Origin of the sequence: Halovivax ruber XH-70, assembly GCF_000328525.1 — an archaeon.
Lineage (GTDB): Archaea > Halobacteriota > Halobacteria > Halobacteriales > Natrialbaceae > Halovivax > Halovivax ruber.
Map to the genome: position 1 here is coordinate 3193754 of NC_019964.1, position 18291 is coordinate 3212044.

Here is an 18291-nt window from a genome sequence, read left to right on the forward strand (position 1 = left end):
GCTATGGCAGGTTCGACCCATCTCGAGCACACGATACGATGCCTGGACACGTCTTCCTCGAAGGAGAACGGATCGAGTTCCGCGTCGTCGAGAACGCCGAGACGGACCGCCGCGTTCTCGGATACGTCAGAAACGAACCCGGCTTTCGGCAGGCACTCGGATTCGATACCCCGTGGCCGTCCAATCGAACCGAATCGTTCATCGAGTCCGTGACGAACGACGAGTCGAGTTGTAACCTCCTCGTCTGCCTTCGCGACGATGGCGGTTCGAACGGGGCGGACGACTGGAACGAGACGGATCGCGGATCGATCGTGGGGGCCGTATCCCTCTTCGACATCGACCGCGTCTCGGGGACGCTCAGCTACTGGCTCCTTCCGGACTATCGCGGCGAGGGATACGCGACGGAAGCCGTCTCCGTGCTGTGTAACTACGCCGTTCGGGAGCTGGGGCTGCACCGGATTCAGGCCGACGTGTTCGACGAAAACGACGCGTCTCGACGCCTCCTCGAGCGGCTCGGCTTTGTTCACGAGGGGACTAAACGGGAGTGTCGCGTGTGCGGAGGCGAGTACCGGGGGGTCGATCAGTATGCGATACTCGACGAGGAGTGGAATCGGGAGGAGAAGTCATGAGCGAGACGGATTCGAGGCGAAACGGTGACGATGCACCGCCCGACTCCCGCCCGTACGACGTGGTGCTATTCGACCTCGATCGAACGCTGATCGAGCACGATCGCTGCGCGTCGGCGGTATTCGCGGAGGCCTGCGCCGACTGTGACGTCGAACCGTTCTGTGGATCGGAGACGCTGTCGCTGGCCCAGCGGGCCGTCGCCGCGGGAACGACCGATCTCGACGCGGACAGCTTCGATCGGCGCGTGTTCGAAACCGCCGCGGCGGCCGCCGGCGTATCGATCGACGCGAAGGAAGTAGCCGCGGCGTATCACGAGGTGCTCGACCCCCGTGCGGTGTCCCTTCGACCGGGAGCGAAAACCGCACTCCACGCGGCCGATCCGTACGAAACGGCGCTCGTCACGAACGGGCCCGAGCGCACCCACGCGGCCAAACTGGCGGCCGTGGGGCTTCGCGACCGGTTCGACGTGACGCTGTTCGGCAGCGACGTCGAGCGCGTCAAGCCGGCCGCAGAACCGTTCGAGCGGGCGCTCGCGGAACTCGACGGGACACCGGAACGAGCCCTTAAAATCGGTGATTCACTCGAGACGGACGTCCGTGGTGCGACCGAGGTCGGGATCGACACCGCCTGGATTTCCGACGGGAAGCCCGCCCCGAGAACCAGCGTCGAACCCACGTACACGCTCTCGTCGTTGGCTGACCTGCCGTCCGTGCTTCGGTGATCGTCACGGCACGCCCACAAGGGATTTGCTGGTCCGTCGCCGAAACGCGTTCAGATGCGACACTGTCTGTCGATCGTATTCGTCTTTCTTCTCGTGCTGTCGCTGCCCGCGATGGCCGTCGGGCCCGCAGCGGGCGCTTCGGATGGGGCGTCGAGCGCGCCGGGAGACGAGCAATCGACCGCCGCGTTTGCAACGTCGGATCCGTCAGTTCACGCCCTGTCAGTCGTGAACGAACGGGAACTGGCCCGCCCGAGCGCCGCAACGACGCGGGAGACGATCGACGAATCGGTCGAGCTTCACCAGCGGCCGGACGAGCCGGGCGAGTTCGGGGCGGTAGCGACGATTTCGATCCCCGAGGCTGTCACGCGCCTGGAGCTCTCCGTGCCGTCGGAAGCGGCGGTCGAGGCGACCGACGGGTTCACGAAGATCGATTCGAACACGCTCGAGTGGGACGGTGAAACGGCGGACCCGACGGTGACGCTCGGGGTCGAGGCGAATCGCCAGTACCGGGAGGGCGGCCATCGATCGACGGCGACCGCTCAGCGCGGCGAGGACCTCGACTTCGCCGAGACCGGCGAGTGGGGAATCGTCGCGGTTCCGCAGCTGTCCTACGGCTGGCAGTACCGACGCGGCCACTCGGTTGCTGTCGAGCGGACGGCGAGCGTCGACGGCGAGGGTGCCGTCGGCGAGACGATCGCCGTCTTCGGGCCCGTCGAGGAGTTCGTCTCCGAAGCCAACGGCGAGCGTCACCGGCTGGTGGTCCCCGAGGCGGCCGATCTCGCCGAGTCGCCGGACGCCATCCTCGGGGCGCTGAACGGAGCGGGCCAGGAGTTAGACGTCGGTGCACGAAACGACGAGTTCTTCGTCGTCGCGGCACCCGTTGGGGAGGTCGACTGGCGCGCCTCAGGCCTGCAGTACGGCGACAGTGACGCGTGGGTCCGGGCCGACGCCGACCTCGAACGGCCGGGGAACGTCTGGCTGCACGAGTACACCCACTCGCGCCAGCCGTTCGCGGGCGTCGGAAACGGCACGACGGCCGCCACACGGTGGCTCGTCGAGGGTCAGGCCGATTACTACGCTGCGACACTGGCACTCGAACTCGGATACGTCGAGTACGACGCGTTCCGCCGGTTCGTCGAACGAGGCTCCCGGTATCCCTACGACCAGGGTGTCCTCGCCGACCCCGGCACCTGGGCCGACAGGGAGACACCCTACGCTCGCGGCCCGCTCGCACTGCTGGCGATGGACCGCGAGATCAGACACGCCACCGACGGCGACCGCAGCCTGCAGGGAGTCTTCAGGCGGGTGGGCGCCGCGGAACGACCCCTCGAACTGGCCGAATTCTACGCGGCGGTCGAGGACGTCGGCGGCCCCGACGCTGTGGCGACGGCCGAACGCGTCGTCGAAATCGAGACGATCCCAGACACGCGCTCCGAGTCGGCGTATCGGTCGCTGTTCGCCGTCGAACCGACCGCGTTCGACACCGCCTTCGCCGAGGAGGCGATCGCCGTCACCGGTCCCTATCGCGACGGCTCCATCGACGAACCCGGTGAACTCGTCCCTGGCGAGACGGCGGCGATACCGATCACGGTCACGAACGTCGACGCGACGGCAGGGCACTACGACGCCGCACTCGCCGTCGACGGCGAGATCGTCGATGCGACCGCCGGCCAGCTGGACGCCGGAGTGCGAACGACCGAGACGGTCGCGTGGACGCCGTCGGAGCCTGGAACGTACGAATTGCAGGTCGGTGACGACCGTCGAACGGTCACCGTCGAGGCGGCGGCCACGGCGACCGTCACCGACCTCGCGGTCTCGGACCGCAGCGTCGACGTCGGCGACGACGTCACCGCGACGGCCGTCGTGACCGGCCATCCGGACCGGCCATCGACGCGCGAGGTGACCATCCGGACCCCCGGTGGCACCGTCGCCACGGAGACCGTTCACCTCGCTCCCGGAGAGTCGACACAGGTCGAGGCCACGTTCACGCTCCACGAGAACGGCCTGAACCAGGTGAGCGCCGGTGATCGGCAGACGCTGGTCGGTGTGGGGCGAATCGCCGGCTACGCCGCGGAGGCCGAAGCGGCGCTCACCTCACTCTCGACGACGGCTATCGCGGGCGTGACGGCGCTCGTCGCCGCCCTTGGCAGCGTGCTCGTCGCTCGACGGCGCGGCATCTTGGGAGACGGGTGAGCGACCTGGCCTGCGACACAGGGACCCAATTTTCGCGAGCGAAGAGGACGTACACGACGGCATCGGGGATGTTCGGCTATGTGGTGACGAGTAATCACTCCAGCGCGTCGGCGAGCCACGGCGCGGCCGATACCGCACTGGCGGGCCCCTCGATGGTGTCGGTGCCGTAGATCGCCTCGACGCCGGCGCGAGCGAGGCGCGTGTAGGCAGCGCCGGCGAGCAGCGGGTGCACACAGCTGACGTAGACGCGGGCGGCACCGCGGGCGTCGAGGACGCCGATGGCCTCGCTCATCGTCCCGCCGGTGGCGACGATGTCGTCGACGACGACCACGTCCCGGTCGGCGACGCGGACGTCGCTCGGTGCGATCTCGACCTCGGTCCCGGACGTGCGAGTCTTCTCGAAATAGTCGGTCGTACCCGCCCCGTAGGCGTCACGGACGGTCTCGGCGATGTCGACGGCGCCCGCGTCGGGCGAGAGGAAGATGGGGTCGGTCAGGTCGTCCGGGAGCGGCTCGGCCAGTGCCGGCGCGACGTCGACGTTCGTCGCCGGCGGGTCGAAGAAGTCACAGACGGCGGCTTCGTGGGGATTCGCGGTGACGACCCGGTCGGCACCGGTCGAGAGCGCCCGAGCGACGGCCCGGGCGGAGATCGGCTGGCCGGCTTCGAACGAGGCGTCCTGACGGGCGTAGCCCATGTAGGGGACGACGGTGACGATCTCGTCGACGCCGGCCTCCTGGGCGGCGTCTTGCAACTGGAGGAGCTCCACGTGCGCGTCGCTCGAGACGGTCGACGCGACGATCACGACGCGGTCCGGGACGCGCTCGGCGTCCGCGAGACCGGGCACGGAGGCGAGTAACTCCCCGTCGGGGAACTGTTCGATAGACACCGCGGCGAGCGGTTCGTCGAGCTCAGCAGCGAGTGTGGCGGCCAGCGACTGCGAGGAAGACCCACTGACGATCATACCGGAGACGACTGGCGGCGGCTACGAACCGGTTTCGGTTGTCGACGGCGGAGCACGATAGCAAGAGAGAGAGAGAGAGAGAGAGAGAGAGAGAGAGAGAGAGAGAGAGAGAGAGAGAGAGAGAACGACCGAAGGCGAACCTGACTACTGGGCGCAGAAACCGCTGGTCGTATCGCCAGCGACGCGGAGTGCTCCCGACTGATCGATGACGACGATCAGCGAGAGGCAGTCGGGGCTGTTCCAGTCCGCCGGGGTGACTTCGACGAACTCGGTGCCGTCGAGCCTGACCCGGACCCGGAACTCGCCGCCGGCCGCGTCCCAGGACCGGTCGAGCGCGACGCTCCCGGTGCGACTTTCGATCTCCTTCGATACCCACGATTCCATCGAGCCGTTGATCTCGACCTGCACGTCGACCGTGTGGGTCGCGTCGTGCAAGTTGTCGACCGTGATATCCCCGAGGAGGGTCCCCTCGACGGTCGACGACTCGTCCGTCGATCCGGAATCGTCCGGCGAGTTGGCGTCGCCATCGGGTCCGTCGTCGGTCGAGCCGTCGTCTGACCCCTCGTCTGCTCCATCGTCCGGGTCGCTCTCGTCACCACTGAGACAGCCGGCCGTCGCGCTCACACCGAGTGCGCCGGCGACGGCGAGGAATCGGCGTCGTGTCCGCTGTGTCATACGTGACTCTTCGACCTGTCGCGGATAACTGTTTGTCAGACATGTGTAGGAAGTGCGACTGTTTCGGGCCAACGGCGTCGTCCCTCTCGGCGAGTCGGTTACGGAGACCGCAGTAAATCGCGTTAGTCGACGAGTGCGATCGCAGCCGGATCACGAACCCCTAGCACGTGACGACGGTGGTCCGTACGGTCGGCGGCGATGAGTGTCCCAGCATCGGTGATCGCATAGACGGGGCCGGCCGGCCCAGCCGTCAGATCGACGATCGGGTCGTTCGCAGTGGCGAGTGTCCGACGGGTCGGCGCTGCGTCCGATTCCGCGAATTCGAGTGCGACGAGTGCCGTTCCGGACCCAACGGCCGATTGGATGGGTGCGGACCCGCTGGGGCGGTTCACGACGGAGACGGCATCGACCGGGTCGTCGAGCAACGAGTGCCACTCGCTCTCGAGCGTGTACAGTCCCGACTCGGCCCCCGCCAGCACCACTCCGTCGGACGCGACGTCCCGGACCTCGTCGAGGCCGATGGCCTGGAGCGTCCGGTCTCGGATTCGGAAGACGCCACGGTCAGTCGCGACGTACGGAGCGTCGATCGCTGCGACGGATGGACGCTGGACAGGCTCGTCAGCGGCCGCCTCCCGCGGCGCAGTAATCTCGGTCCACGACGAGTCGGCGGCCGGCTGCCCATCAGCGTACTCGAGACAGCGGAGTTCACCGTCCGGCGCGGCGGCGACGATCGTCTCGGGCCCAGCATCGACGCAGGTCGCGGGGCCGAATCCGGTCGGTTCGAGCGCGTCCGAGAGCGACGTCGAAAGATCGGGGCTAGCGGTCGTGCCGGGTCGTTCGAGATCAGTCGCCGGTTCGGTCTCGGTCGCCGACTCGTTCGTCGCGACGGTCGATCCCGCCACAGTCCCGACGAGCACGTCGTCCTCGGTCGCGACCGCGACGGCGTGTCGGGCGTCGCCCGCGTCGGTCGCGATCGGCTCGACGGCCACGTCACGAGCCGGTCGTCGATCGACCAGCGAGAATTCGCCGACGGCAGTGTCCGTGACTCGAACGACGACGAGGCCGGTTGCACTCGCCACGAGACACGAACGCGCGCCGACGTGTTCGTCGTAGACCCGCTTCTCCGTCAGCGTCTGCATGCCAGCCGATTCGGCGCGGATCGTAGAAAGGATTGGCATCACCCCGTGTCGATGGGCCCGAGACGACGGCGACGGCGTAGCGCTTCGGAATGTCTTTGAGGTGGGCGGTCGGAATGGGATTCGATGGAGGTATTCGGGTCGAGTGGTGCACGCGGCGTAGCGAACGAGGAGTTGACACCGGCGTTCGTGCTCCGCGTCGCGAAGGCGGCCGGGACGGCGTGGGGCGCTCCGCGCGTCGCGATCGGCCGCGATACGCGCCACACCGGCCGGATGCTCGTCGACGCGGCGACGAGCGGGCTAGCGAGCGTCGGTGCCGACGTCGATCGGCTCGGGATCGCCCCGACGCCCGGTGTCCAGGCCTACGCGGGGCGCGAAGGCGTGCCGGCGATCGTCGTCACGGCCTCGCACAACCCGCCCGAGTACAACGGCGTGAAGCTGATCGGCGCCGACGGCGTCGAACTCTCGGTCGCCGAACTGGAGACGATCGAGGAGACGCTGCTCGCCGAGGACTTCGCCGACGTCGCCTGGGACGAGATCGGGCAGGTGCGAGCGATCGACGGCACCAGAGAGGCGTACGTCGAGGACGTCCTCGCGGCGGTCGACCGCGAGCGAATCGCCGCGGCCGACCTCACCGTCGCGTTAGACCCCGGCCACGGCGCCGGGTCGCTGACGAGCCCGGACGTGTTCCGGGCGCTGGGCTGTCACGTCGTCACCGTCAACGCCCAGCCCGACGGGCACTTCCCCGGTCGCGATCCGGAACCCGTCGCGGAAAACTTAGGCGAGCTCGGCCGACTGGTTCGCGCCGCCGACGCCGACGTCGGCATCGCCCACGACGGCGACGCCGACCGGGCGATCTTCTTCGACGAGACCGGCACCCACTTAGAAGGCGACGCAACCTTCGCAGCCCTCGCCGCGGCGGAACTCGACGCGGACGACGCGCTCGTCTCGGCCGTGAACGTCTCCCAGCGACTCGTCGACGTCGCCACCGACGTCGGAGCCGACGTGGAACTCACACCGATCGGGTCAACGAACATCATCACGCGCATCCGCGAGCTCGACGCCGAGGGACGCCACGTCCCGATCGCCGGCGAGGGCAACGGCGGGATCTTCTTCCCAGACTACCGGCTCGCCCGCGACGGCGCCTACATCGCAGCTCGCTTCCTCGAACTCGTCGCCGAGACGCCCGCCAGCGAGCTCGTCGCGCCGTACGACGGCTACGCCAACGTCCGCCGAAACGTCGAGTACGCGTCAACGGCCGAGTGCGACGCCATGCTCGAGGCCGCAGCCGCCTACGCCGAGGACGCCGACGCGTCGGTGACCTCCCGCGACGGCTACCGGCTCGACTACGGCGACGCCTGGGTGCTCGCTCGCCCCTCTGGAACCGAGCCGCTCGTGCGAATCTACGCCGAGGCGCGTGACCGGGACCGGGCCGAGGAACTCGTGACGGACGTCCACGAGGCACTGCTGGCCGCTACGGGGCAGGCGTAACGGAGTCGTAGGCTGACCGAACGGAGCGGACGACGATTCGCAACTGGTAGCTGTGGCTCGTTACAGTACCGTTCGGCGGTACCCGCCGTTCAGGCGGCGTTACGAGCCGATGGATCCGGCGTACGTTTTGCCGAGGCGATCCGTCGCGAGGAGCACGCGGTGGGCGACGACGAGCACGACGACCGCGAGGAGGATGAGCGCGCCCTCCCCGACCGTCGGGAGCAGGCCGAGCGAGACGATGAGCGTGGTCGCACAGGCCGGCGGATGACGGGTGTCAGTCGCGAGCATCCCCCCGGCAGTGAGCGTGGTGGCGAAGACAGCACTCGCCCCGAGGCGCAACCCCGTAATCGAGCCCGGGGCCGTTGCCGTCGTCATGTCAGCACCGCCAGCGAGAAGCGTGTACGCGATGAGCCCGGCGGCGACGCCGACGGCGTGCCCGCCGATCACCCGTCGCGGGGACGTCGACTCGCCGCGTTCGAACAGTGCGAGGACGAACGCCGATGGCCCGAGGCTGGGAAAGAGCATCGGGAGCCCCGTGAGCCAGGCCAGCGCTGCCGTCGTCGAGAGGAGCATCCCGGTGTGCAGCGTCGTGCCGACGCGGTCGTCCATCGGCCGTCAGTCCCCGCTAGATGGGCAAAGACCCCGCGGTTTCGGAGCGGAGCCGATCAGCGCCATACGACACTCGACGGCCTGTCGCTACGACTCGCCAGTACCGCGATCGTCGGCGGGGACGATCGTCACCGGGACCGGCGACCGCCGCGCGACGGCCTCGGCGACGCTGCCGAGGAGGACCCGCGAGACGCCCGATCGGCCTTCGCTGCCCATGACGATGCCGTCTACGGGTTCGGTGCGGACGTGCTCGACGATCGCATCCGCAGGGGCGCCCTCGATTACGGCCGTCTCGACGGTGGCGTCGTGCTCGTCGGCGATGGTTCGAACGTCTGCGAAGAAATCCGGTTCGCCGTCGGCGACGCCCGGCGCACCGCCGCCGTAGGCCACTTCGAGGTCGTCGACGACGTGGACGACGGTCACCGCGACCTCGTCGAACGCAGTGAGCGCGTGCTCGAGTGCGGAACGAGCGAGCGCCGAATCGTCCATCGGGACGAGGAGCTGCTGAGTCACGAGCGAGGCTACGCAGTCGGACGGGTAAAAGTCGACGGGTCCGCGTCGACCGGCATCAGGTCACGTCGTCGGCCGTTTCTAGCGCGTCCTGCAACGCGGTGCGTTCGGCTCGAAGGGCCTCGAGATCGGCGGCGACCTGTCCGGCTTCGATGCGCTCGCGTTCGCGCTCGCTCAGTTCGGTCCGGGCGGTCGCGGCGGTCTGGAGCCGGTCGTACGCCGGATCGTGGACGAGGTCCCCGACTGCCTGGAGCGCGGCGGCCGGGTCCGTCTCGACGTCGCTCACGGTGGCCGCGAGTCGGGTGACGAGCGGGCGGCGTTCGCGCACCTGAAACCGCAGCGTCTCGGCGGGGGCTGGCGGCCACGGGATCGTCAACGGTTCGGCGTCGAGGCGCTGCAGGTAGGTTCGCTGGGTGGCTACCTGGCGCTTGAGTTCATCGGGGTCGTCGACGTGATGGGCGAGTTTCGACCGCGAGTACGCTGCGTACTCGAGAAGCTGTGAGACGGTCGACTCGCCTGCCGGATTCGACTCGACGAAGTCACGGAGGTCCGCAGGCGGTCGCTCGAAGTCCACGAGCGGGTAGAGGCGACTCCGTTCGAGGAAGGCAAACACCTCGCGGGCCGAGGCAGTCGACAGATGCGCGTCGACCGCGGCCTCGACGGCCCGGTTGTAGGTCTCGATCGGGTCCCGAATGCGATCGACCGGGACGTCGAGATCGACCGACGCGAGTTCGACGAGACGGTCGTGCCGATCGATCTCGGCGTCGAGGGTGTCGATGCGCCGATGGGCGGCTTTGCGAGCCTCGTGGAGGTCGCTCGTCGCCGCCTCGCGTTCGTCGAGGAGCGAGACGTAGCGCTCGGCTGGGTCGAGGGCCGCCTTCGCCGCCTCGAAGTCCTCGTCGTAGAGGCGGCGCTTGTCGATGGCCTCGTAGGCGTCCTCGAACGCCGCCCGTTCCGCGAGATCGTCGTCGAGTCCGTCGACGAGATCGTCGAACTGTGCCTCGAATTGAACGTAGGCCGCGAAGGCCTCGCGACCCGTCCCGACCGCTCGCTCGTCGTTGTTCTCGAGGAGTTTCCGTGCTCGACGATAGGCCTCGGCACCGCGTTCGACCTCGTCCGCGCCGACGTCGTCGATTCGATGCTGGACCGACTCGACCCGGTCGATCGCCGCCTCGAGTTGGGCCAGCGCATCACTGTCGATCTCGCGGGCGGTCGCGTCCGGTCCAGCAGCGTCGGTGCCATCGCTGCCGGATTGCACAGGATTCGACATGGTTACTCGTAGACGGCCTCCGGATCGAACACCCGTTCGCCGACGTGGTCGCCGTCGGCGGTGCGGTAAAAGCACGAGCGATGGCCGGTGTGACAGGCGCCGCCCTCCTGGTCGACGAGGTAGAGGAGCGCATCCGCGTCACAGTCGACCCGGACCTCGTCGACGCGCTGGACGTGCCCGCTCGAACCGCCCTTCTTCCAGAGTTCGTCGCGAGAACGCGAGTAGTAGTGGGCCAGCCCCGTCTCGCGGGTCCGCTCTAAGGCCTCGGGCGAGACGTAGGCGAGCATCAACACCTCACCCGACTCGGCATCCTGGGCGATCGCGGGGACCAGTCCGGTCTCGCCGAAATCCACCTCGACGTCGGTCATACGTGACAGGTCGGTGGGGAGAGCGATAGGCCTTTTGCAACCGAACGTTTCCCGCCGAACTTTTTGCGCGAGCGAGTGCTGGCAGTTGCCCGCAACTCGTCGCGAAAACCTTCGATGAAAAAGGACCGCGACGGAATCGCCGGAATACCGCGCTCACCTGTTCTCAGATGTTCTGAGCAGCGGTCCAAGCGGTGGAGCCGCGATCCGCGAGTAGCACGGATGCGCGACAGTTTTGGCACGGGCGCCACATTGGGTACTCACGACATGCCCATGGCCGACGATCGACGGGGTATCGCCGACGAACGCGAGAAGCGAAAGAACTGGATCAGCCGATTCCACGAGACGCACCCGCTTCGCTCGTTCATCTTCTTCGACCTGGTGGTTTGGCTAGCGGCCATCGGCATTGTCCGGTTGCTTCCCTTCGTGAGCGTCCGATGGTGGAGCGCCGGCTCGTTGCTCGCCGTCACGGTCATTACCTGGGTCGTGCTCGTCTTCGAACGACCGCCACGGCCCGGGTTCGGCCGTCGATAAGTCGATATCGTCGGGCCTCGAGGCGATTCTGTCACCTGAGAGTGTCGATTCCGCACGTCTGAAGACGGTTTTTCGCCGATAGAGACAGCACTCGACGGGCGAGTTCGACCTCGAGAAACAAACTCTCGGTCGGGACTAGGGCACTTGAACCCTTCAGTCTACCGGTAGGAGTGTACGGTAGCGTCAGGGCTTGTACCCCTCTGATTGTACCGAATCGTGCAATGGAAGAGTTGCCAGCGGGTGAGCGAATCGAGACGGTGCTCGGACAGCCGGCCGATCGAGTTGAGCCAGTGCGGTCCCTCCACGCAGTCCCGCCGCACGAAGTGTACGAGGTCGACGTCGACGACCGTCGGGCGGTCTGTAAGGTGTCCGTGGACGATCGCGGGTCGGCCGGTGTCGAGGGACGAGTCCTCCGGTACGTAGCGAGGGAGACGTCGATTCCGGTTCCCGAGATATTCGACGTGGGTGCAGACTGGTTTCTCGCGGCCTACCGGGAAGATTCGCCGACGGAACCGCCGGAAGACGAGCGGACTCTCGAGACGAACTGGCTCCGGATTGCCGGACGGACGCTTGCGACGCTCCACGGCGAGGCGACGTTCGACCGCCCGGGGTTGCTGGCGATCGACGGCGATCCCGCCGATCCGGAGAGCGGCCTGCGGGTCGACGCTGACCACGACGCGACGTGGAGCGACGCGCTCGACGATCAGCTGGCCGTCTACGAACGGACCGTCTCCGGCACCGGATACGAGAGCGCGGTCGCCGAAACGCGGGCGTTCCTTCGGGATCACGCCGCCCGATTCGACTGTCTCGGCGGCGAGGCCGTACTCTGTCACGGCTGGTTCACGCCGGACCACGTCGCCGTCACCGGCGGCGATACGACCTGTGTCATCGACTTCGAACACGCCCTGGCGGGCAGTCCCGAGTGGGACTTCTGGCGAACCGCCGTCCCACTGTTCGACGGGACCGGCTGGGAGGGGCCGGACGACGCCGAGGCGACGTTCCGAGCGGCCTACGAGTCAGTCCGCCCGCTTCCGGACGGATTCGACGAGCGAGCCGACGCCTACCGGGCGTTCGTCGCCGCCTCACACCTCGACTCGCTCGCCACCCAGCGAGGGATCGACGAAGAAACGCAGGACGTCGCGTCGTTCCTCTCGACGTTCATCGACGAGACGCTCGCCACCTGCCGAGACACGTGGGCGTGAGGAGGTTACCGCTGGAGGGTTTCGAGGGTTTCTGCGGCCTCGTTCGCGGCTTCGAGACACTCACGGGCGTATCGGGGGTCGTCGGTCGTCGCCGCCTCGTGTGCGAAGCGTTCGAGTGCCGTCCGTAGCGAGGTCGCCGCGTCGGTCGCGTCGCCGTCGGCAGGCCGTGCGGACGTGCGTCTCGGCGGCGTCGACGGGCCACCGGTGGCACCAGCGCCGGGATCGGCCAGTTCCGACGGATCCGGTGTGTCGACGGCGTCCGGGTTCGTCGGCGACGACTGCGGGTCGAACGATTGGCGCTCCGGTTCGACCGACGACGGCTCGCGAGGCTCGTCGGCCGTTCCCGAGTCGTTCGGTGTCTGCGACGTCGGTTCTGGGCGGCGGTCGGGCGTGCCGTTCTGCGGAGCGTCACCGGCAGCGGCGCCGTTCGCCGACGCCTCGACGCCCTCCGGACCGCCATGACAGGACGGACAGAAAGTGGCGCCGTTCTGCTGGAAGAGCGGGTCGCCACAGGTGTCACAGTGGGAGTTCGTCATCGTCGCGCCCTTCAACAGGAGGTCGCTCATGCGCTGGGTGGCCTCACGCTCGGTGTCGTCTTCCTCGTACTTCTCGCGCAGTTCCTCCCGGAGGGCTTCCTTGTCGATACCGCCGTCGTCGTCCTCCGTCTCGCTCATGGACGGCTAGTGGGGCTGGAACGTCGAAAAGGCTACGACCCGCGTCAGCGACTGGCGTCGGTGTCCGGGCGCCAGACCGTCCCCGAGGGGTCACTCCGTCCGTCGAAACATCCCGTTCGACGCCGGACGGGTCGCTTCGAAGCCGAATCGCTCGTAGAAACCGTCGACGTCGGCGAAGAGATTCACGTAGGCGTTCGGCGGGGCCGTCTCGGCGATCCACTCGTCGATCGCGGACATGATCACCGTTCCCAGGCCCTGGCCCTGGTGGTCGGGGTGGACGGCCATGTCGCAGATCTGGTAGACGGTTCCGCCATCGCCGACGACGCGACCCATGCCAACCGGCTCGTTCGTCGGCTCGTGGACGACGGTGACACCGAACAGTGAGTTCGGGAGGCCGCGTTCTGCACCGTCGCGGGATCGCGGGGGCATGCCGGCGGCTTCGCGGAGAGTGAGGAACGTCTCGGGAGTTGGGACATCCCGTCGAAGCGCGTAGCCATCGGGGACATCCGCAGTGGCTGCCATGTGAGACCGTTCGCCGGCAGTGAAATGAGGGTGACGGTGACGACGGGGTGTGCTACTCGGAGACGGCGGATTCGACGAACTCGACCGCCTCTTCGGGGGTCGACGCCGTCTCCATGTCGAGACTTGGGACCGCGGCGGCCCCGAGGCTGACGACCGGGCGCTCGTACACGTGGGCGAACCCGATTTCGGAGAGGGTGCCGGTGCTCCCGGCGAGGGCGATCACCGCGTCGCCGTTCAGCGGGACGAGCGCGTTGCGAGCGTGACCCATGCCGGTCGCGATCGGGACGTCGACGTGGGGGTTGGCGTCGGCGACCGAGTTGGTCGGGAGGATGCCGATGGTGCGGCCGCCCGCCTCCGACGCGCCGCGACAGACGGCCCACATGGTGCCGCCGAGACCGCCACAGACGACGTCGTGACCCCGGGTTCCCAGTTCCCGGCCGACTCGCTCGGCGAGTTTCGACTCTGCATCGGTGATCTCACCCCCGCCAATGACACTGACGCGCATGAGAGAGACAGGACGGGCCGGGCCCTTGACTGTTTGGTACCCGGAATGCACCCAGTTCAATTTGAAATTCACGTCTGAGATACTATCGGCGAGGCTGGATTGCCGTTCGACAGACGTGGAGGGGATGTCGTCGGCAGCGAACGGTCGCGGCTGACTCAGCTATTGGAGTCGGATCGGCAGTCGACTCGGTGGGTGACCCGGTGACGGGGTTGACCCGACGGTTTAACCAGTAGGAAGACGTATACGAACCCGGTATGTCAAAAGTTAGCGTGGTCGGCGCTGCCGGGACGGTCGGCGCCGCCGCAGGCTACAATCTCGCACTGCGCGACGTCGTCGACGAACTCGTCTTCGTCGATATCCCCGATCAGGAGGACGTCACGATCGGTCAGGCCGCAGACACGAACCACGGCGTGGCCTACGACTCGAACACGACCGTTCGGCAAGGGACCTACGCGGATACGGCCGGGTCTGACGTCGTCGTCATCACCGCCGGGATTCCCCGCTCGCCCGGCCAGACCCGGATCGACCTCGCGGGCGACAACGCGCCGATCATGGAGGACATCGGCGCCTCGCTCGCCGAGCACAACGACGACTTCGTCACCGTCACGACCTCGAACCCGGTCGACCTGCTCAATCGCCACCTCTACGAGACCGGCGACCGGGCCCGCCAGCAGGTGATCGGCTTCGGCGGCCGGCTCGACTCCGCCCGCTTCCGGTACGTCATCGCCCAGCGCTACGACGCCCCCGTCCAGAACGTCGACGCGACCATCCTCGGCGAACACGGCGACGCCCAGGTCCCCGTCTTCTCGAAGGTTCGCGTGGACGGTCGAGACCTCGCGTTCGACGAAACCGAGCGGGAGGAACTGCTCGGCGAACTCCAGGAGAGCGCGATGAACGTCATCGAGAAGAAAGGGGCCACCCAGTGGGGCCCGGCGACCGGCGTCGCCCACACGGTCGAGGCGATTCTGCGGGACACCGGCGAAGTCCTGCCCTGCAGCGTGACACTCGACGGCGAGTTCGGCCACGACGGCACCGCCTTCGGCGTCCCGTGCAAACTCGGGTCCGACGGCGTCGAGGAAGTCGTCGAGTGGGACCTCACCGACGACGAACACGACCAGCTCGACGAGGCCGCCGAGAAGCTCACGGAGCAGTACGAGAAGATCGCCTGACTGGGCAGGGAGTCGAGAACGGACCAACTGAGTAGAAGATACCGAGGGCTGCTGTCACGGAATCAACTGCTCGCCATCGTCGTCGTAGATCGTGATCGCGTCGACGGGGCAGGCCCGTGCTGCGAACTTCGCGTCGAGTTCGGCGTCTTCGGGAACCTCGCGGACGAAGACGGCATCCTCGACCTCCTCAGCGCCCTTGAGGACGGCCTTTCCGCGATCCTTGTCTTTCTCGAATTCGCTCCACTCGGCGACACATTGGTACATCCCGATACAGGTGTCCTCGTCGAACTCGACTTTCATAGCCGAGCGTTAGGACGGTCGGCCTATAGCGCTGGCGGGAATGGGCGGGATCCGTTCGAGCCGACGGGCCGTAGAATCCGGTTGGGCCGGCAAATCGTGTGCTATGTTAGTCGGAACCACATATCATCGTGATTTTATGTTCCCGGCGAATCGAGTCGGTCCTATGGTCACGGACGCCGCAGCGACTACGAAACCGTGCGAGGACGCACTCGGGCTCGCGATGTGGGACTATCAGCAGGGGCGGGATGGAACGCTTCGCTACCGCGACGGCCGCGAGACGAAGGACGGCAACGTCGAGGAATTCTACTTTACGCCCCCCGCAGAGTGGGCGGACGATCGAATCGCCCAGCTCCGGCGGCTGGCCGATTCCGGGGGACCGGTGCTCGATGTCGGGTGTGGAACCGGCCAGCACGTTCGATGGGTTCGGGATCAGGACGTCGATGCAGTCGGTATCGACGTGAGTTCGCGCGCCGTGGCGACCGCCCGCGAACGTGGGACACGAGAGGTTCTCGTCGGCGATATGTTCGACCTGCCGTTCGACCAGGACCGGTTCCGAGCGATCAACTGTTCGGGAACGCAACTCGGGCTCGGCGGCTCGCTCGCAGGCATCGCCGACGTCCTCGATCGGTTCGCACGCGTCACGACCGACGATGCAGTCGTGCTCGTCGACAACTACGATCCGAGGAAGCTCGGCGACGACTTCTTCGGCTACCGACCCGATCCGCGCGAGGGGATTGCCCACCGGTGCTTCCACTTCGAATACGAGCGTGCGACGACGGGGGCCGGTCTCGACGCGATCAGTCGGTCACTCCACTTCCTGCTGTGTTCGCCGGATCGCCTCCGCGAAGCCACGGCCGAGACGCCCTGGCGCGTCGACGAGGTGTTTCCCACCGACGACGGCCCGTTTTATCGCGCACTGCTGGAACGGATCGATGGACCCCTCGCCGAGTGACTGGCCAGCAGCGTGGTGTCGACGGGAGATCACGGGGTGTCTCGAAGGAACGTTTTTCCGCCCGGTCGGCAAACGACGACAGACGGAATGGTCGCCCTGTCGTTCGTCGTCCTGATCGGGGTCGCCGTACTGGCCTGTCTGTCGATGGCGTGGGTGCTCGGGGCGAACAGCAACTCGCCACCGTTCGCGCCCGCGATCGGAGCGAACGCGATCTCGACGATGCGGGCGGCGTTCATCATCGGGCTACTCGCCGCCGCAGGGGCGCTCATGCAGGGCGGGAGTATCTCCGAGACGATCGGGGCCGATCTCATCGACGGCGTGACGATCACCCCGCTGGCCGCCATCGCTGGCTTGCTCACCGCGGCGACGTTCATGGGAATCGGCATCTACACGCGGTACCCGATCCCGGCGGCGTTCGCGACGACAGGCGCGATGGTCGGCGTGGGCCTCTCGCTCGGCGGCGATCCGGCGATGGCGACCTACCAGCGACTCGGGACCTTCTGGCTGTTCGTTCCCATCATGTCCGGCGGCCTGGCGTACGCGACCGCGATCACGCTGCGCCGGGACGATATCCCCGAATCCGTCGGCGTTCCGGCGCTTGCGGGGTTGGTCGGGGCGATCATCGCCAACATCCGGCTGGGCGTCATCCCGGATCCCGCCGCCGACCAGGGGACCCTCGCCGGCCTCATCTCCCGGCAGTTCGGTGGCGGTCCCTCGCTTGTGGGCGGCGTCGACCTTGGAGTCGTCCTCGTGACGATCGCAGCCGGTACGATCGCGTTCTACTGGGTGCGTCGGAAAGTCCTCGCCTCGATCCAAGGCGGGATCCGGTCCTTCCTGCTGGTCCTCGGCGGGATCGTCGCCTTCTCCTCGGGCGGTTCGCAGGTCGGCCTGGCGACCGGGCCCCTGGAGAACCTGTTCCGAGTGGAGCTCGGATTGCCGGGGATCACGCTGCTCGCACTCGGCGCCGCAGGGATCCTCGCGGGTGCCTGGATGGCTGCACCACGATTGTTGCAAGCGACCTCCAGAGAGTACGCCCAGCTCGGCGTTCGCCGGTCGATCGCCGCGCTCGTTCCTGGATTCGTCATCGCCCAGCTGGCGATCTTCCTCGGCATCCCGATCTCGCTCAACAACATCATCCTCTCGGGCGTCATCGGCGGCGGCCTCGCAGCCGGCTCGGCCGGCGTCTCCCGGCGCAAGATCGGCGTCACGGTCTCGTTCTGGCTGTTAACGCTGGGGAGCTCGATCGCCGTCGGGTACGGGCTCTATCGGGTGCTCGCGATCGGACTTGGTGGATAGTCCTGAATCAGGGCCCGACCGGCCTCGATCCGGCACCGACCTCACTGCAGAATCGTGACCGGTACCCCGGTTCGCTCCGCGATGAGTTCCGGAATTCCGTCACCGAGGAGTCGCCGAACGATGCCGCTGACGTCGTGCCCGGAAACGACGACGTGATCGACTCCGTGGCGGTCGGCGTACGTGGGAACGAGGTCCGCTGGTGACCCCTCACGCGTCTCGACCGTCACCCGCGACGGGTCCGCGGCCGACGTTCGAAGTCCGTCGGCTCGATCGCGGGCCTCCGTGAGGCGCGTTTCACTCCGTTCCAGGATTCGGCCCTCGCTCACGGATTGATCCAGCGGGGCGACCACGGAGAGGAGCGTCACCGCCGCCTCCGGGAACGTCTCGAGGGCGTGTGCCAGCGCGTCTTCGTCGTCCGGGTCCCCGAGCGCGACGACGAGGACGTGGTCGGGATCGGCCATAGACCCAATTGGTCACCCATCCCCATCGGCCTGTCGGCGACGGTCGTGGGCACCTGTGGTGGCCAGCCACGGCGACTGAACCACCGATCCAATCGACCCCCAGCCGAACGCCGACGCG

General features: G+C 67.5%; 21 protein-coding genes. 9 read left to right on the top strand and 12 right to left on the bottom strand.

Annotated features, from left to right (window positions below):
• Positions 1-38 precede the first annotated feature (38 nt).
• Genes HALRU_RS15350 through HALRU_RS15360 form a run of 3 tightly spaced genes read left to right on the top strand, consistent with a single transcriptional unit; the run spans position 39 to position 3541 of the window.
• Entirely contained in the window at positions 39-629 is a 591-nt protein-coding gene (locus tag HALRU_RS15350; RefSeq protein ID WP_015302305.1) for a GNAT family N-acetyltransferase, read from the top strand.
• Complete coding sequence (locus HALRU_RS15355; RefSeq protein WP_015302306.1) at positions 626-1348, top strand: HAD family hydrolase; 723 nt, start codon at positions 626-628, stop codon at positions 1346-1348. The genes HALRU_RS15350 and HALRU_RS15355 overlap by 4 nt, the downstream gene beginning before the upstream one ends.
• Positions 1349-1402: 54 nt before the next feature.
• Positions 1403-3541 carry a CARDB domain-containing protein gene (locus tag HALRU_RS15360; protein ID WP_015302307.1) on the top strand — a complete coding sequence of 713 codons (2139 nt, stop codon included), beginning with the start codon at positions 1403-1405 and terminating at the stop codon, positions 3539-3541.
• Between the two features lie 94 nt (positions 3542-3635).
• Here HALRU_RS15360 and HALRU_RS15365 read toward each other — a convergent pair whose 3' ends face one another.
• The 3 genes from HALRU_RS15365 to HALRU_RS15375 form a co-directional block, all read right to left on the bottom strand.
• Entirely contained in the window at positions 3636-4502 is an 867-nt protein-coding gene (locus HALRU_RS15365; protein WP_015302308.1) for a ribose-phosphate diphosphokinase, read from the bottom strand.
• A gap of 144 nt (positions 4503-4646) precedes the next feature.
• Positions 4647-5177, bottom strand: coding sequence for a hypothetical protein (locus tag HALRU_RS15370; RefSeq protein ID WP_015302309.1), 531 nt, complete (start codon positions 5175-5177; stop codon positions 4647-4649).
• A gap of 122 nt (positions 5178-5299) precedes the next feature.
• On the bottom strand, positions 5300-6355 hold the full coding sequence (locus HALRU_RS15375; RefSeq protein WP_245547753.1) for an HVO_0234 family beta-propeller protein: 1056 nt from the start codon (positions 6353-6355) through the stop codon (positions 5300-5302).
• 84 nt (positions 6356-6439) lie between these two features.
• Between HALRU_RS15375 and glmM the strand changes: the two genes are divergently transcribed.
• The gene (gene glmM / locus HALRU_RS15380; protein ID WP_015302311.1) at positions 6440-7804 is read left to right on the top strand and encodes a phosphoglucosamine mutase; all 1365 of its coding nucleotides are present in this window, start codon (positions 6440-6442) and stop codon (positions 7802-7804) included.
• 99 nt (positions 7805-7903) lie between these two features.
• On the opposite strand, the gene HALRU_RS15385 is transcribed toward glmM, so the two are convergent.
• The 4 genes from HALRU_RS15385 to hisI form a co-directional block, all read right to left on the bottom strand.
• Positions 7904-8413 carry an HPP family protein gene (locus tag HALRU_RS15385; protein WP_015302312.1) on the bottom strand — a complete coding sequence of 170 codons (510 nt, stop codon included), beginning with the start codon at positions 8411-8413 and terminating at the stop codon, positions 7904-7906.
• Between the two features lie 87 nt (positions 8414-8500).
• Positions 8501-8926: a universal stress protein gene (locus HALRU_RS15390; RefSeq protein WP_015302313.1), complete on the bottom strand. Its 426-nt coding sequence runs from the start codon at positions 8924-8926 to the stop codon at positions 8501-8503.
• Between the two features lie 55 nt (positions 8927-8981).
• Positions 8982-10193: a DUF7118 family protein gene (locus tag HALRU_RS15395; protein WP_015302314.1), complete on the bottom strand. Its 1212-nt coding sequence runs from the start codon at positions 10191-10193 to the stop codon at positions 8982-8984.
• A gap of 2 nt (positions 10194-10195) precedes the next feature.
• Positions 10196-10561 carry a phosphoribosyl-AMP cyclohydrolase gene (hisI, locus tag HALRU_RS15400; RefSeq protein ID WP_015302315.1) on the bottom strand — a complete coding sequence of 122 codons (366 nt, stop codon included), beginning with the start codon at positions 10559-10561 and terminating at the stop codon, positions 10196-10198.
• 264 nt (positions 10562-10825) lie between these two features.
• On the opposite strand from hisI, the gene HALRU_RS15405 reads away from it, so the two are divergent.
• Entirely contained in the window at positions 10826-11092 is a 267-nt protein-coding gene (locus tag HALRU_RS15405) for a hypothetical protein (RefSeq protein ID WP_245547754.1), read from the top strand.
• Positions 11093-11313: 221 nt separating this feature from the next.
• Complete coding sequence (locus tag HALRU_RS15410; RefSeq protein WP_015302317.1) at positions 11314-12294, top strand: phosphotransferase family protein; 981 nt, start codon at positions 11314-11316, stop codon at positions 12292-12294.
• A gap of 5 nt (positions 12295-12299) precedes the next feature.
• Here HALRU_RS15410 and HALRU_RS15415 read toward each other — a convergent pair whose 3' ends face one another.
• The 3 genes from HALRU_RS15415 to HALRU_RS15425 all read right to left on the bottom strand — a co-directional run bounded on the left by HALRU_RS15415 (position 12300) and on the right by HALRU_RS15425 (position 13995).
• Positions 12300-12968, bottom strand: a complete 669-nt coding sequence (locus HALRU_RS15415; protein WP_015302318.1) for an Sjogren's syndrome/scleroderma autoantigen 1 family protein — start codon at positions 12966-12968, stop codon at positions 12300-12302.
• Between the two features lie 90 nt (positions 12969-13058).
• Positions 13059-13490 (bottom strand): GNAT family N-acetyltransferase, encoded by a 432-nt coding sequence (locus HALRU_RS15420; RefSeq protein WP_015302319.1) that lies wholly within the window; start codon positions 13488-13490, stop codon positions 13059-13061.
• 52 nt (positions 13491-13542) lie between these two features.
• Positions 13543-13995 (bottom strand): TIGR00725 family protein, encoded by a 453-nt coding sequence (locus HALRU_RS15425; protein ID WP_015302320.1) that lies wholly within the window; start codon positions 13993-13995, stop codon positions 13543-13545.
• Positions 13996-14249: 254 nt separating this feature from the next.
• Here HALRU_RS15425 and mdh point away from each other — a divergent pair, with 254 nt between their 5' ends.
• Positions 14250-15164 carry a malate dehydrogenase gene (gene mdh / locus HALRU_RS15430; protein WP_015302321.1) on the top strand — a complete coding sequence of 305 codons (915 nt, stop codon included), beginning with the start codon at positions 14250-14252 and terminating at the stop codon, positions 15162-15164.
• A gap of 54 nt (positions 15165-15218) precedes the next feature.
• Here mdh and HALRU_RS15435 read toward each other — a convergent pair whose 3' ends face one another.
• Positions 15219-15464, bottom strand: coding sequence for a ferredoxin (locus HALRU_RS15435; protein WP_015302322.1), 246 nt, complete (start codon positions 15462-15464; stop codon positions 15219-15221).
• Positions 15465-15627: 163 nt separating this feature from the next.
• Between HALRU_RS15435 and HALRU_RS15440 the strand changes: the two genes are divergently transcribed.
• Positions 15628-16416: a class I SAM-dependent methyltransferase gene (locus HALRU_RS15440; protein ID WP_015302323.1), complete on the top strand. Its 789-nt coding sequence runs from the start codon at positions 15628-15630 to the stop codon at positions 16414-16416.
• Between the two features lie 87 nt (positions 16417-16503).
• Entirely contained in the window at positions 16504-17712 is a 1209-nt protein-coding gene (locus HALRU_RS15445) for an inorganic phosphate transporter (RefSeq protein WP_015302324.1), read from the top strand.
• Positions 17713-17753: 41 nt separating this feature from the next.
• Here HALRU_RS15445 and HALRU_RS15450 read toward each other — a convergent pair whose 3' ends face one another.
• On the bottom strand, positions 17754-18173 hold the full coding sequence (locus tag HALRU_RS15450) for a universal stress protein (RefSeq protein WP_015302325.1): 420 nt from the start codon (positions 18171-18173) through the stop codon (positions 17754-17756).
• Positions 18174-18291: the final 118 nt, after the last annotated feature.

Excerpts from the sequence above, each read along its gene's own strand:
- HALRU_RS15350 (WP_015302305.1), top strand. The coding sequence starts at position 39 with ATGCCTGGACACGTCTTCCTCGAAGGAGAACGGATCGAGTTCCGCGTC.
- HALRU_RS15355 (WP_015302306.1), top strand. The coding sequence starts at position 626 with ATGAGCGAGACGGATTCGAGGCGAAACGGTGACGATGCACCGCCCGAC.
- HALRU_RS15360 (WP_015302307.1), top strand. The coding sequence starts at position 1,403 with ATGCGACACTGTCTGTCGATCGTATTCGTCTTTCTTCTCGTGCTGTCG.
- HALRU_RS15365 (WP_015302308.1), bottom strand. The coding sequence starts at position 4,502 with ATGATCGTCAGTGGGTCTTCCTCGCAGTCGCTGGCCGCCACACTCGCT.
- HALRU_RS15370 (WP_015302309.1), bottom strand. The coding sequence starts at position 5,177 with ATGACACAGCGGACACGACGCCGATTCCTCGCCGTCGCCGGCGCACTC.
- HALRU_RS15375 (WP_245547753.1), bottom strand. The coding sequence starts at position 6,355 with ATGCCAATCCTTTCTACGATCCGCGCCGAATCGGCTGGCATGCAGACG.
- glmM (WP_015302311.1), top strand. The coding sequence starts at position 6,440 with ATGGAGGTATTCGGGTCGAGTGGTGCACGCGGCGTAGCGAACGAGGAG.
- HALRU_RS15385 (WP_015302312.1), bottom strand. The coding sequence starts at position 8,413 with ATGGACGACCGCGTCGGCACGACGCTGCACACCGGGATGCTCCTCTCG.
- HALRU_RS15395 (WP_015302314.1), bottom strand. The coding sequence starts at position 10,193 with ATGTCGAATCCTGTGCAATCCGGCAGCGATGGCACCGACGCTGCTGGA.
- hisI (WP_015302315.1), bottom strand. The coding sequence starts at position 10,561 with ATGACCGACGTCGAGGTGGATTTCGGCGAGACCGGACTGGTCCCCGCG.
- HALRU_RS15405 (WP_245547754.1), top strand. The coding sequence starts at position 10,826 with ATGCCCATGGCCGACGATCGACGGGGTATCGCCGACGAACGCGAGAAG.
- HALRU_RS15410 (WP_015302317.1), top strand. The coding sequence starts at position 11,314 with ATGGAAGAGTTGCCAGCGGGTGAGCGAATCGAGACGGTGCTCGGACAG.
- HALRU_RS15415 (WP_015302318.1), bottom strand. The coding sequence starts at position 12,968 with ATGAGCGAGACGGAGGACGACGACGGCGGTATCGACAAGGAAGCCCTC.
- HALRU_RS15420 (WP_015302319.1), bottom strand. The coding sequence starts at position 13,490 with ATGGCAGCCACTGCGGATGTCCCCGATGGCTACGCGCTTCGACGGGAT.
- HALRU_RS15425 (WP_015302320.1), bottom strand. The coding sequence starts at position 13,995 with ATGCGCGTCAGTGTCATTGGCGGGGGTGAGATCACCGATGCAGAGTCG.
- mdh (WP_015302321.1), top strand. The coding sequence starts at position 14,250 with ATGTCAAAAGTTAGCGTGGTCGGCGCTGCCGGGACGGTCGGCGCCGCC.
- HALRU_RS15435 (WP_015302322.1), bottom strand. The coding sequence starts at position 15,464 with ATGAAAGTCGAGTTCGACGAGGACACCTGTATCGGGATGTACCAATGT.
- HALRU_RS15440 (WP_015302323.1), top strand. The coding sequence starts at position 15,628 with ATGGTCACGGACGCCGCAGCGACTACGAAACCGTGCGAGGACGCACTC.
- HALRU_RS15445 (WP_015302324.1), top strand. The coding sequence starts at position 16,504 with ATGGTCGCCCTGTCGTTCGTCGTCCTGATCGGGGTCGCCGTACTGGCC.
- HALRU_RS15450 (WP_015302325.1), bottom strand. The coding sequence starts at position 18,173 with ATGGCCGATCCCGACCACGTCCTCGTCGTCGCGCTCGGGGACCCGGAC.